This is a genomic window from Nocardia sp. CA-136227 (assembly GCF_050955695.1).
In the GTDB taxonomy this organism is placed as follows: domain Bacteria; phylum Actinomycetota; class Actinomycetes; order Mycobacteriales; family Mycobacteriaceae; genus Nocardia.
Genome location: NZ_CP192081.1, coordinates 6,012,862 through 6,025,751, shown reverse-complemented (window position 1 = coordinate 6,025,751; position 12,890 = coordinate 6,012,862). Strand labels below are relative to the sequence as shown.

General features: G+C 68.4%; 11 protein-coding genes. 7 read left to right on the top strand and 4 right to left on the bottom strand.

Features of this window, described 5'->3' with window-relative positions; all coding sequences use genetic code 11:
- Position 1: 1 nt before the first annotated feature.
- The gene (locus ACQP06_RS27925; protein ID WP_433667504.1) at positions 2-217 is read right to left on the bottom strand and encodes a hypothetical protein; all 216 of its coding nucleotides are present in this window, start codon (positions 215-217) and stop codon (positions 2-4) included.
- Here ACQP06_RS27925 and ACQP06_RS27920 point away from each other — a divergent pair.
- A complete protein-coding gene (locus tag ACQP06_RS27920; protein ID WP_433667502.1) occupies positions 210-2,666 on the top strand; it encodes an MFS transporter in 2,457 nt (818 codons plus the stop codon). The genes ACQP06_RS27925 and ACQP06_RS27920 overlap by 8 nt on opposite strands.
- 94 nt (positions 2,667-2,760) lie before the next feature.
- Entirely contained in the window at positions 2,761-3,645 is an 885-nt protein-coding gene (locus tag ACQP06_RS27915) for an SGNH/GDSL hydrolase family protein (protein ID WP_433667500.1), read from the top strand.
- 4 nt (positions 3,646-3,649) lie between these two features.
- Here the strand turns inward: ACQP06_RS27915 and ACQP06_RS27910 are convergent, their stop codons facing one another.
- Positions 3,650-5,614: a molybdopterin-containing oxidoreductase family protein gene (locus ACQP06_RS27910; RefSeq protein WP_433667499.1), complete on the bottom strand. Its 1,965-nt coding sequence runs from the start codon at positions 5,612-5,614 to the stop codon at positions 3,650-3,652.
- A 215-nt stretch (positions 5,615-5,829) separates the two neighbouring features.
- Here ACQP06_RS27910 and ACQP06_RS27905 point away from each other — a divergent pair, with 215 nt between their 5' ends.
- Positions 5,830-6,207 carry a hypothetical protein gene (locus tag ACQP06_RS27905; protein ID WP_433667498.1) on the top strand — a complete coding sequence of 126 codons (378 nt, stop codon included), beginning with the start codon at positions 5,830-5,832 and terminating at the stop codon, positions 6,205-6,207.
- 324 nt (positions 6,208-6,531) lie between these two features.
- Entirely contained in the window at positions 6,532-7,200 is a 669-nt protein-coding gene (locus tag ACQP06_RS27900) for a DUF6319 family protein (protein ID WP_433667496.1), read from the top strand.
- Positions 7,201-7,276: 76 nt separating this feature from the next.
- On the opposite strand, the gene ACQP06_RS27895 is transcribed toward ACQP06_RS27900, so the two are convergent.
- Entirely contained in the window at positions 7,277-8,794 is a 1,518-nt protein-coding gene (locus ACQP06_RS27895) for a diguanylate cyclase domain-containing protein (protein WP_433667494.1), read from the bottom strand.
- 282 nt (positions 8,795-9,076) lie between these two features.
- Here ACQP06_RS27895 and galK point away from each other — a divergent pair, with 282 nt between their 5' ends.
- From galK to ACQP06_RS27880, 3 genes are all read left to right on the top strand, one after another.
- On the top strand, positions 9,077-10,180 hold the full coding sequence (gene galK / locus ACQP06_RS27890) for a galactokinase (protein ID WP_433673444.1): 1,104 nt from the start codon (positions 9,077-9,079) through the stop codon (positions 10,178-10,180).
- Positions 10,181-10,223: 43 nt separating this feature from the next.
- Positions 10,224-10,703 carry a hypothetical protein gene (locus tag ACQP06_RS27885; RefSeq protein ID WP_433667492.1) on the top strand — a complete coding sequence of 160 codons (480 nt, stop codon included), beginning with the start codon at positions 10,224-10,226 and terminating at the stop codon, positions 10,701-10,703.
- Between the two features lie 134 nt (positions 10,704-10,837).
- Positions 10,838-12,127, top strand: coding sequence for an MFS transporter (locus ACQP06_RS27880; protein ID WP_433667491.1), 1,290 nt, complete (start codon positions 10,838-10,840; stop codon positions 12,125-12,127).
- A gap of 59 nt (positions 12,128-12,186) precedes the next feature.
- Here ACQP06_RS27880 and ACQP06_RS27875 read toward each other — a convergent pair whose 3' ends face one another.
- Positions 12,187-12,882 (bottom strand): hypothetical protein, encoded by a 696-nt coding sequence (locus ACQP06_RS27875; protein ID WP_433667489.1) that lies wholly within the window; start codon positions 12,880-12,882, stop codon positions 12,187-12,189.
- Between the last annotated feature and the right edge of the window lie 8 nt (positions 12,883-12,890).

Genomic DNA, 12,890 nt, shown 5'->3' with positions numbered 1-12,890 from the left:
TTCATGGCGAGGTCTTTTCGAGTAGCACCGCACGCACGGCAAGCCGAAATCCGACAAGGGCCCCAAACATGCCAAACAGCTCTACCCAGGCATCGGTATCCACCCCGTCGCGGGTGGCAGCACCGGTCCGGGTCGCACCGTCCATCGAGAAATCAGCGCCGAGCGAACCCTCGGCGCCGGCCGAGAGAACGCTCTCGCACCGCCAGATCATGACCATCCTGTCCGGTCTGCTGCTCGGGGTGTTCCTCGCGGCGCTGGACCAGAACATCGTCAGCGTGGCGATCGTCCGCATCGCCAACAGCCTGCACGGCTTCGACAAACAGGCCTGGGCCACCACCGCCTACCTGATCACCGCCACCATCTCGACGCCGCTCTACGGCAAGCTGGCCGACATCTACGGCCGGAAACCCTGCTACCTCATCGCCATCGGCGTCTTCGTGCTCGGCTCGGTGGCCTGCACCTTCGCCACCTCCATGTACCAGCTGGCGGGATTCCGCGCGCTGCAGGGCGTCGGCGCGGGCGGGCTCATGTCGCTGGCCTTCACCATCATCGGCGATATCGTGCCGCCCCGCGAAAGGGTCAGGTACCAGGGCTATTTCATGATGGTCTTCGGCATCGCCACGGTGCTGGGCCCCGTCCTGGGCGGCTTCTTCTCCAACGCCGACCACATCCTCGGACTGTCCGGCTGGCGCTGGGTGTTCCTGGTGAACGTCCCGATCGGCGCGCTCGCGCTGGTGGTGGTCGGCAAGGTGCTCGACGTGCCGTTCGAACGGCACCGCCACCGCACCGACTGGCTCGGGGCGATAACCCTTGCGGCGGGCACGGTTCCGCTGCTCATCGTCGCCCAGCAGGGACGCGAATGGGGGTGGAGGTCGCAGCACGCGCTGGTCTGCTACGGCATCGCGGCCGCCGGGCTGACCGCCTTCCTCATCGTCGAACTGCTCATGAAGGACTCCGCGCTGATTCCCTTGCGGCTGTTCCGCAGTCGCACCTTCAGCATCGCCATCCTGGGCGGGTTCATCGTCGGCGTCGCCATGTTCGGCGCGATCGTGCTGGTGCCGTTGTACTTCCAGGTGGTGCGCGGATACTCGCCCACGCGCTCCGGTCTTTTCATGCTGCCGCTGGTGCTGGGCATCATGCTGGGCGCGCAACTGTCCGGGCTGGTCACCAAGTTCACCGGACGGTACAAGGCGCTGCCGATCCTGGGCTCGCTGATCATCGCCGCCGGATCGGTGCTGTTCGCGCTGGTCCGCTTCGACAGCCCGCTGTGGCAGCCGCTGCTGTACTGCGGCGTCATCGGTTTCGGCCTGGGCGGCTGCATGCAGACGCTGATCATCGCCGCCCAGAACGCCGGACCGCGCGCCGACATGGGGGTGTCCACGGCGTCGGCCACGTTCTTCCGGCAGATGGGCGGCACCCTCGGGGTCGCGGTGTTCCTCACCATCCTGTTCAACCTGCTGCCGCGAAAGATCATGGCGGCCTTCGGCGGTCAGCTGCCGCCGGGCTTCGACGCCGCGCAACTCGGGCGGATCGAGGCCAATACCAGCGGCATCGCGGATCTGCCGGAGCAGGTGCGCACACCCATTCTGACCGGATTCACCCACGCCATGGGCGGGGTGTTCGCGGTAGCCGCCGCGGTCGCGGTGGTGGCGGCGGTCGTACTGCTGTTCATGAAAGAGATTCCGCTGCAGGACACTCCGGTACCGGTCGTGGTGCCCGAGGAGGAGTTGGTCGAGCCGGAGCTCGAGCCGGAGCCGGAGCTCGAACCGGAGCCGGAGTTCGACGCGGAGCCGGAGTTCGTGCTCGAGGAGGCGCCGGGGCTGTCGGTGTCGGGCCGAGTGCACCGGGAGGACGGGCAGTCGGTGCCCGACACCGTGCTGACCCTGATCGACCAGCGCGGACGCCAGGTCTCGCGGGCCGTCGGCGACGCGGACGGGGAGTACCTGATCGGTGCGCCGCGGACGGGCGGGTACGTGCTGATCGTGTCCGCCTACGGCTATCAGCCCGCCGCGGTGAGCATTTCGGTCGGCAACCGCCCGCATCGGCTCGATGTCGCCCTGCTCGGCTCCGGCGAGGTGTCGGGCGTGGTGCGGTCGGCGGGCCGGGGCGCGCCGCTCGGCGACGCGACCATCACCCTGACCGACCACTTCGGTGACGTTGTCGGCTCGGCCGTCACCACCGCCGACGGCGACTTCATCTGCCGCGGCGTGCTGGCCGGGACCTACACGCTGGTCGCGGTGGCCGAGCACATGCGGCCGTCCGCGGTCACCCTCACCGTGCCCGACAGCGGAATGCTGCGCCACGACATCGAACTCGCGCCGCGCGCGGTCCTGGCCGGATCGGCCTGCAACGAGCGCGGTGACGGCATCCCCGACGCCCAGATCACCGTGCTCGACGAGGCCGGAGACCTGATCGCCGTCACCCGCACCGACGACACCGGCCGCTACGTGGTGCCGGATCTCGTCGAGGGCCGCTACACCGTGATGGCCCGAGGCTATCCGGCCGCCTTCAGCCGGGTCACCGTGGCGGACGGCGAAGTGGCGCACGATGTCCTGCTCGGGTACGAGCGGATGGAGGCGGCCAGCGTCGACCGCCGGGAGATGGTGGGCGCGGACCTGCGGGAGGTGGCGGGCGCGGACCTGCGGGAGGTGGCGGACCGGGTTTGAGATTTCGGCGAGCAGGACGAGGGTCCAACTGCTAGGTTCCGCACTGAAAACAGTCCCCTCTTCGGTATTGGGACTGATCCAGGGGAGACCAGACATGAAGACCTCGCGCGCACTGCTCACCGCCGCCGCCCTCGCCGCCGTCCTGCCTGCGGGGGCCGGGTCCGCCGAACCACCCGCCACCACGGTCAACGAGTATGTGGCCCTGGGTGACTCCTGGGCCGCCGACGCCACCCTGAGCCAGCTCAGCACCGCGTTCACCCCCGCGCCCTGCGCGCAGAGCGCGCACAACTACGCCAAACAGGTGGCCGCGGCGCTGGCCGTGCCGGTCTTCCGCGACGCCACCTGCGGCGGTGCGGTCACCGCCAATATGACCCAGCCGCAGCAGACCGTGCTCGGGTCCAACGCGCCGCAGTTCGACTCGCTGACCGAATCCACCGACCTGGTCACCCTCGAAATCGGTGGCAACGACGCGAATCTGGCGGCCATCGTCACCGACTGCATCACCCTCGACCCCGCCATCAGCCCCTGCCTGAACTCGATGGTCGCCGACGGCGCCGACCGGATGTCGCAGAACATCGCCCGGACCGAGCCGCGCGTGACCGCCACCATCGCGGGCATTCGCGAACGCGCGCCGCACGCCCGCATCCTGCTGCTCGACTACTTCGAGGGCATCGGCCTCGACGGCGGCTGCTGGCCGGTCATCCCGATCTCCGACGGCGACGCGGTGTGGCTGGGGCAGAAGCTGATCGAACTGCACACCATGCTCGAACGGGTCGCCTCGAGCACGGGAGTCGAATTCGTCGACACCTACGCGGGCAGCGCGGGCCACGACGCCTGCAAGCCCGTCGGCACCCGGTGGGTGGAGGGGCTGCTGCCGTTCTCCGGCAACCCGGTCGGGCTCGCCGTCCCCTTCCACCCCAACCAGCTGGGCGCGGACTATCAGGCCCGGCGGGTGCTGGAGCAGCTCGCCGCGTCCTGACCGCTCAGTTCCTAGGGCGGATCCACACCCGGTTGTCGTGGAAGACCGCGCCACCGCCGAAATCCGAATCCCGTTCGGCGACGGTGGCGTTGACGGTCGCGCCGCCGGAATGCTTGGCCCAGCGGCCCTTCGGGGTCGCGGCCACACCCGGGCGGACCATGTCCGAGACCTCGGCGAGGGCCTCGAAACTGCCGCGATCATTGCCGACCGTCACCGGATCACCGTCGGTGATACCGCGCGCGGCCGCGTCGTCCGGATGGATGGTGACGCGGAGCTCGCCTGCGCGGCGGCGTAATTCGGGATTCGAACCGAACCCGGTATTGAGGAAATAGTGTGACGCCGCCGAGATGAGCACCAGGCCGTCGCCGGGATCCGCGGGCGGGGTGTATCCGGCCACCGGATCGTGTCCCACCGCCGCCACCTGGTCCGAGACGAAGCGGAGCTTGCTGTCGGGCACCGGGCCCGGCTCGATCTTCAGGAACCCGTCCGCGCGTAGCCGGTCCACGTCGTACTGTTTCAGCAGCTGGTTCGCCAACTCCTCATCGGACTCGTAGAGCGCCGGCTCGGTCAGCCCCATGCGCCGGGCCAGCCGCCGGAAGGTCTCGGTGGTGGGCAGGCATTCGCCGGGCGGGGCCACGGCGGGCTCGTTCCAGACCAGATACAGATTGCCGTAGGCGGCCAGCACATCGAGGTGCTCGGGCTGCATGGTGGCCGGGAGGACGATATCGGCGTAGTCGACCGTGTCGGTCGGGAAGTGTTCCAGCACGACGGTGAACAGATCCTCGCGCGACAGGCCCTCGACCACCCGGAGCTGATCGGGGTTGGAGCCCACCGGATTCGCGCCGATCACGAACAACGCGTGCACCGGCGGACCGTCCGGGTCCAGCAGCGCCTCACCCATCCGGGTCATCGACAGCGTGCGCACGGGATGCGGCAGCAGATCGAAACGGGTCAGGGCGTCGATGTCCAGGCGGAAGTGGCCGCTGGTCGAATAGTGCAGCCCGCCACCGGGGATCGCCCAGTCGCCGGTGACGCCGGGCAGACAGGCCAGGGTGCGCAGCGCCATACCGCCGCCCGCGTGCCGCTGCATGCCCTGCGAGGCGCGGATGGCGGTGGGGCGAGTGGTGGCGATCCGTTCACCGAGCGCCATGATGCGCTCGACCGGCACGCCGGTGATGGCGGCGGCCCGCTCGGGCGGGTACTCGGCGATGCGGGCCCGGAATTCGGGCCAGCCCTCGGTGTGGTCGGCCAGGAACTCCTCGTCCTGCGCGCCCAGCCCGACGATCACGTGCATGAGGCCGAGCGCGAGCGCGGCATCTGTGCCCGGCAGCGGCGCCAGATGTTCGTCACAGCGTTCGGCGGTCTTGGTGCGCACCGGGTCGATGGCGACGGTGTACGCGCCGCTGTCCTGGATGAACTTCCACACATGATGGCCGGAGGTGAGCGGATTGGTGCCCCACAACAGGATCAGCTTCGACTTCGCCAGGTCCTCGGGATCCATGCCGCCCGACGTGCCCAGCGTGTACCGCAACCCGACCGTGCCCGCCACCGAGCAGATGGTCGGGTCGTGCCCGGACGCGCCCAGCGCATTGAAGAAGCGCCGCCCGGAAAGACCCTCCAGCCCTTGGATGAAACCGAGGCTGCCGGTGCCGTGGAACGGCCACACCGCCTCCCCGCCGTGCTCGGCGATGATCGCGGTGAGGCGGGTGGCGATCTCGTCGAGCGCCTCGTCCCAGCTGATCGGCTCGAAGCGGCCCTCGCCCTTGCGGCCGACGCGGCGCAGCGGCAGGGTGAGACGTTCAGGGGAGTGGACCTGCTCGAGGTAGCGGTTCACCTTGACGCACAGCGCGCCCCGGGTGACCGGATGCTCCTTGTTGCCGCGCAGGCCGGCGGCCTTGCCGTCCTGGACGTCCACCACCCAGGAGCAGGCGTCGGGGCAGTCGAGGGGGCATGCTCCCAGTACCTTCACGTACTAGATCGTATGCAGGTGCTCCGACACCCGCGAAAGGCGAGGATACGGCCGGTTTTCCACTGCGACACGCCTATGCCGTCATGTGACGACACGCGGTCGAGCTGGGGTAGTCTCGGCCCGCGGCTAATCAGCCGCAACAGGAGTGCGGGGGCGGAAGTGCGCGGTGGAATGGGAGATTCATGATCACCCCCGGCCGAGGTCTAGTCGGTGTCGTGTCAGGATGCGCGGCGCTGCTGACCGGCTGCGCGCACGGCGGACACGGTGAACCCGCGCACGCGCACCAAGCCAATGCCGAGCAGTCGGTCGGCGATACCGCCGAAATGCAGCGCAGCGCCTTCGTCACCGCCTGCGCGGGCACCTCCGCGGGCTGGCAGGCGACCGCCGTGGTCAGCAACCGGGATGTGGTGGAGCACCGGTATCTGGTGGTGATCAGCTTCCAGACACCCGAGTCCGCGGATCTGGAACGCACGCGCACCGAGGTATTGGTGGCGCCCGGCGCGACCCAGGACTTCACCACCGAGACGCTGCTGGATCCGGTGGCCCGGCCACAGACCGTGCGGTGTGTGCTGCGCGGTGTCGAACAGTTCTGATCGATACTCGCTATTCGGGCGCGGGACGGATGGGTCCGTCACGAAAGTTGCGCGGGGACAGGGGCGGACGCCTAGGATCACCAGCGCCGGCCATGCTCCGTGGGCCGCACCAGTAGGAATAGCTGAAGGATCACTGACCGTGCGTGGGTGACCAGGCGCGTTCTCCGGATGTGGATTTGTCGGTGCCATGGTGCATGCTCTTGGCACGCAGCTGTCCGCCCCGTCCGCCCCGGAGTGCCCATGTCGACCCGTACCAAGCCACAGCCCTTGTCGGATACCGAAATTCGGGAGATCGCCGCGGAAATCGACGCTGGCAGACCGCCTATGGTGTGGTTCACCGCGGCGGCGGTCGGTGTCCCGGAAGGTCGTTCCGGCAAGGTGATGTCCCTCGGCGATCCGTCCGAGGGCGATTTCCTGCAGGTGAAGCCGACGGGCTCGAAGGACGTGCTGTCCTTCGGTCCCACCGAGGTGACCCTGTCCAAGCCGGCCCGGCAGAACCCGGCCAAACCGGCCGCCGCCAAACCGGCGAGTGCAACCCCCAGAACGGCAACCAGGAAGGAACCGACCGTGACGATGTCGTCCCCCGCGACGATGCCGGCCGCCGCGCCGAGCACCCCGCCCGCTCCGGAAGCCACCCCGCAGCCGGCGGCCGAGCCCGCCGCCGAGGCCAAGAAGGCCTCGCGCCCGGCCCGCAATGCCGCCGCCACCGCGTCGGCCGCCCGCAAGCCCAAGGCTCCCGAGGTCACGGTCACCCTCAGCGGCACCGCCGAGGGCGAGTGGACCCTCGATGTCGTCAACGGCAAGAAGCGCACCATCCGCGGCCTGGCCGTGCCCAGTTCGGCTGTCTCCCAGGCCGCCAAGATCCTGCACCCCGAGGTGTCGGAGGTCGTGGATTCCATCCTGGACTCGGTGCGTGCCTCCCAGCTCGCCAAGGTCGAGCAGCTGCAGGCCGAGCTGGAGTCGGCGCGTCGGTTACTGGAAGACCTGGCCTGAGGACGAGGCGTTCCAGCCTGAGGGCTGACGGCCCAACCCTTTTCGTGTGGGTTGGGCCACAACTCCTACCGCTTGCTCACACCGCGGATTCGCGTTGCCAGGTGCGAGGGCCCGCCTCCGGGCGGTTGCGGCGCAAGTCGTCGTGGAAGATGTAGCCGAGGGAGTATTCCTTGGCGTGGTACATGGCCGAATCCGCCTCGCGCAGTAGCTCGTAGACGGTGGTCTCGGTCTCGCGCGGTTTGGAGCACGCGATGCCGATGCTGGCCGCGATGCGCACCTCGGCCGCACTCAACTCGAACGGTTCGCCCAGCGTGGCCAGCAGGCGTTCGGCCAGCTGTAGAGCGTGCGGCCGGGCCAGCGGGGCCAGCACCACGAATTCGTCTCCGCCGTAGCGGGCGGCCGCGTCGTCGCGGCGGATCACCCGGCGGATCCGGGCCGCCGCATTGGCGATGAGCTCGTCACCCACCGCGTGCCCATAGTTGTCGTTGACCCGCTTGAACCCGTCCAGGTCGATGAACAGCAGCGCCAGGGGCTGTCCGGCCCACCGGTCCCGATTACGATGCAGCGCCCGCAGCAGGGCGGCGCGGTTCAGGAGTCCGGTGAGCATGTCGTGGTCTGCCTGATACTGCGCGCGCCGCTCGCTGCGGGCGCTGCGTTCGATGGCGCGCTCGCTGCGTAGCAGCACTCCGGCTAGTAGTAGCGCGAACAGCGACGAGACCACGATGCGGTCCAGGGCGTCCAGGCTGGAGCCGACCACCGGCACCAGCGAGGCCACGATCATGACGATGGCGATGATGCTGGCCCGCTGCCGGGACCGGTGCGGGTGGATGTCGCGCGGCCCGCCGAGCACCACCATGCTGGGGTGCAGCGCGGCCGCGCCGATCAGCGTGAATCCCAGCTGCAGCGGCAGCAATTGGATCTGGCGGCCGATCACCGCCGAGCCCGCGGTCTCCAGGTTGTAGGCCAGGTCACCGGCGAGGATGACCAGCATGGCCAGATGCACCAGGCGCAGTGAGGTCTCCGAACGCGCCGAGGTGATCACGGAATGCACGATCACCGTGAGCAGCAGCGCGTCCACGATCGGGTCAGCGACGCAGGTGACGGTGGTGAAGTCCAGGTCCCGGGACATGTGCAGCACCGGCGAGATGAGGAAGGTCCACGACAGCAGCAGCGCGCCCAGTCCGATCAGCCCGGAATCGAGCAGCAGATCATGGTCGGTGCTGTTCTGGCGCGGGCGCAACCACAGCACCGCGGCCACCCCGACACAGCAATAGCCGCTGAGGGTGAACAGGTCGTCGAACGGGTGCCGCTGGGAGTCGGAGACGTGACGCAGCGCGGTGCCGATGGCGAATTGCACGGCGGCCGCGGAGAGCAGGTACCACGGCAGCGGATGACGGGGCAGGAACTTGCGCACCCCCATGCCGATCATGGTGAGGCTGATGGCCACCGACACGAACAGCGTGCCCAGCGCCACCGCCTTGGAATTGATCACCAGGGGTAGGCCGAGAATCAGTACGCCGCAGATGAACAGGACCGTGCGCCAGCAGATGTTGAAGCGTCGCGGCCGTTCGGCCGGTTGTATTTCTGTTCCCACCAGCCCCCCTGTCCGAGCAGTACTCGAAAAGACACCGCCGATCATCAACCGTGTGTGTTGCGGTACGAGCATAGGTCCCCGCACTGCGGTGGCAGAGTGCCCGGTCGAGAAAGGCGCTGCCACTTATTGGGCAACCGAACCGATCATGACATGAAAGCGGGCGGTCCGGATGGGAGTTCGGCGAACCCGCAGGGCCGCTTTCGGGAGACTCGCTATGCTCCCCGCAGATCGAACCGTACGCCCCGCACGCCCCGGTGAAGAGGAGCCCGACACGTGGAATCGATGGCGGGACGCTGGTGGGCACCCGGGCGGGTCAACCTGATCGGCGAGCACACCGACTACAACGACGGATATGTCCTGCCTCTCGCGCTGCCGCTGGGTACGACCTGCACCGCGCGGGCCAGACCGGATGGCGTGCTGCGCCTGAGATCTGCGCAGGCGCCCGGCGACACGGTCGACACGACAACCGCGGACCTGTCCACCGCGGGCTGGTCCCACTTCCCGGCGTGGTCCCGCTACCCCTTGGGCGTGATCCGCGAATTCGAGCGCCGTGGCCACGAGATTCCCGGCCTGGACATCGACCTCGACAGCACCGTCCCGATCGGCGCGGGCCTGTCCTCCTCGGCCGCCCTGACCTGTTCGGTCGCCATCGCCGTGCGGGACCTGTTCGCCCCCAGCGTCTCCACCGCCGACCTCGTCGACATCACCCGCACCGCCGAGAACATCTACGCGGGCGTCCCCACCGGCGCCCTCGACCAATCCGCCTCCCTGCTCTGCATCCCCGGGCACCTCCTCTTCCTCGACACCCGCACCGGCAAGACCGAACACATCCCGTTCGACCTCGCCCGCTACGGCCTCACCCTGCTCATCGTCGACACCGGCGCCCCGCACCGCCTCATGGACAGCGCCTACGCCACCCGCCGCGCCGAATGCGCCGCCGCCGCAGCCCAACTGGACGTCCCCACCCTCCGCGACGTCCCCACCGCCGCCGAGATCGACCGCCTCCCCGACCCGGTCCTCCGCCGCCGCGCCCGCCACGTGATCACCGAAAACGCCCGTGTCCTGCGAATAGCCGAACAATTGCGCGCCGGAGCCGACCCCCGCACCATCGCCCCCTTCCTCACCGCCGGCCACACCTCCCTCCGAGACGACTTCGAAGTCTCCGCCCCACCCCTCGAAACAGCCGTAGCCGCAGCCCTCACCGCCGGCGCCCACGGCGCCCGCCTCACCGGCGCCGGCTTCGGCGGCAGCATCCTCGCCCTCATCGACGAGAACCGCGCGAGCGCAGCCTCCAAAAGGATTCGAGAAGCCTTGACCGCCAAGGGATTCACCGCCCGCCACATCTTTGCCGCCATCCCCGCCGCCGGTGCCCGTCGCCTTGGCTGACCGGGGCCGGAGTCGCCGATATCGGTGGGCCCGCTTCGCCCTCGTGCTGGTGCTGATCGGGGGTGCTCCGTGGTTCATTGCCAGCCGGTGCGATTTCTCGCCGGTCCCCTCAGCTGCCCAGACTCCCGCGAGACGTATTGCCGAGTCCGTCACCGTTACCGGCTTCGTCCGAACGGCTGTGATCGATATGCCGTACAACTACGACGACGTGACTTTCGCCGAAGCGTATTTCATCGGTCCCGCGCCGGCTCCCGATCCGCTGGCGGTGGTCACGGTGCCGACGATCGATCTTGCAGCGATCACTCCGCCGATCGTCGCTCCGGCAATCGGCAATGCCGTCGTCGCACGTGGAAAGCGCCCGGATCAGTGCGCCGCATCGGTGTCCTACCTCAACCCACCCGTCTCTGATCCCGCTGAGCCGGGCTGGAACCTGACCCCCGAGCAGCTCGACAGGATTCGGACCGGCGCGGAGACCTTCGTGGTGGTCCACGTCTACAACTGTCTCCAGTCCTCGAGGTCGTGACTCCTTTGTTCATCGGGCGTGCGTTTGTCGGGAAGGGGCTCTCGCCGCCAACATGAATGGGCGAGGGTGGAAGTACTGGCCGACGGCATCGCGGATCGAACGGTTCGCCCCACGGACATGATCCCTGTCCGTCGTTGCGTCGCAATGCCGCAATAGAGATGATGCTCATTGGAGTTCACAAGAGCTGGCGGGGAAGAATGGCTGATGGGGTCGGTGTGAAATCGGGTTCGGCCGAGCTGGAGCTCGAATCCACCAGTTGGCGGGCTTGGGTCGCGGTGTGGGCGGTGGGGTTCTCGGTGTTCGTCGTCACCACGACGGAGATGGCGCCGGTGGGGTTGTTGCCCGAGATCGCCCGCGATCTGGATGTCAGTTCTGGGACCGCGGGCATCGCTGTGACGGCCTTCGGTTTGATCGCCGGTCTGCTCGCACCGGTGAGCACCGTGGTCAGCGGGCGGTTCGATAGGCGTGCTCTGCTCATCGCGATTCTGGCTGTGTTCACCGCTGGGAATCTGTTGTCCGCCATGTCCTCGAACTATGGGCTGTTCATATTCTCGCGGCTCGCTACGGGAGTCATTCACGGCCTGATGTGGTCGATCGTCGCGGCGATCGCCATCCGGCTGGTTCGGCCGAGGGATGGTGTACGAGCCACCGCGATAGCGTTTTCCGGGATCTCCGTCGCCCTGGTGCTGGGTGTCCCGCTCGGCAGCTTGATCGGCAGTTACAGCGGGTGGCGAGCGGCCTTCGGTGCGCTGGCGATCCTCAGCCTGCTCTGTTCGTTGGTCGTATTCGCATTCGTCCCGCGGTTGCCTATGGTCGAGGCGGTCGCATGGTCGGATTTCCGGCGCTTGGTCCGAGCGCGTCCGCTGCTCGCCGCGCTCATCGTCACCTGTGTCGTCGTGGTGGGCAACTACGCCGCCTATACCTATGTCGCGCCGTTCATGCTGGATGAGCGACACATCCTGCCCTCGATGGTCGGTCCGTACCTACTGGCCTACGGAATCGCTGGGGTAGCAGGGAATTTCATGTCCGGATTCGCGCTCGACCGGCTGGGATCCCCGGCGAAGGTGCTCGGCGTATTCGGGTTCGTGGTGGTGTGTGCGCTGGTGCTGCTGCCGTTGCTCGACTCTCGGAATGCCGTGATCGTGCTGCTGATGGTGTGGGGCGAAACGTACTCGGGATTGCCTGTCGCCCTGCAGACTCTGGTGCTGCGCAGTGGGGGCGACAGCGGCCAGGCCGCCACGTCCGCGTATGTGCTGGTGTTCAACTGCTCTATCGCGTTGGGGGCGCTGCTCGGCGGCTTCGCGATCGATACCTCGGGCGCGACCGCGCCGATCTGGGTCGGCGCGATGTTCTGCCTGCTCGGCGTGCTGGTGAGCCTGGTCATCACACGCGTGTCCCCCGTGGGGGACACACAGAACAGCTGACGCGCTGCCGCCTTTCGGATCCCGGAACCGAGATTCGAAAGGCGACAGCGGGTTTCGGGTTACTTCACCGACTGGATCGACGGCTGGTTGATCGTCGTGAAGTACTGGACGGCGGCGGCGATGGCGAACGGGGCGGTGACGAAGACCTGGCCGGCAATGGTGCCGAGGAAGCCGACCGCGGCGGCGCCTGCGATGCAGCCGGCGAGGGGGCCCGCGCCGAACATGGTCAGCAGGGCGCCGGTGAGAGCGGTGCCGGCGACGCCGCCGATCAGGCAGCCCAGGGCCGCGCCGCCGAGACCACCGGTCAGGGTGCCGATGGTGGCGCCCATGGACAGGGTGCTGGTCATGCGGCTCCAGGCGGCCTGCTCGCGCTCGTAGTCGGTCTTCCAGGGGGCGCTGTTCTCGAACGGGAGGGCGACCGGCTTGTAGGTGGCGTGCGCGAGGTCGATCTGCGGCGTCAGGGTGGCGACGCGGTCGTGGATCTCGGTGGCGACGGGGAAGACGAAATCGTCCACGCGCAGCGACAGCTCGGTTCCGGCGACCGTGGTGCCGTCAGCGGCCTTGATGGTGAACACGCCGTTCTCGACGCCCATGGAACCGGCGTCGGTGCGGATGACCACGTCCTTCTCACCGGCAGTGGCGGTGTAGTTGATGGCGGCGTCCGCGGGGGCGGGTGCGGCGTTCACGGTTCCGGCGGTGACACCCAGGGCGGTGGTCACGAGGGCGGCGGACACGGCGAACTTGTTGAGCTTCATCAGTTTTC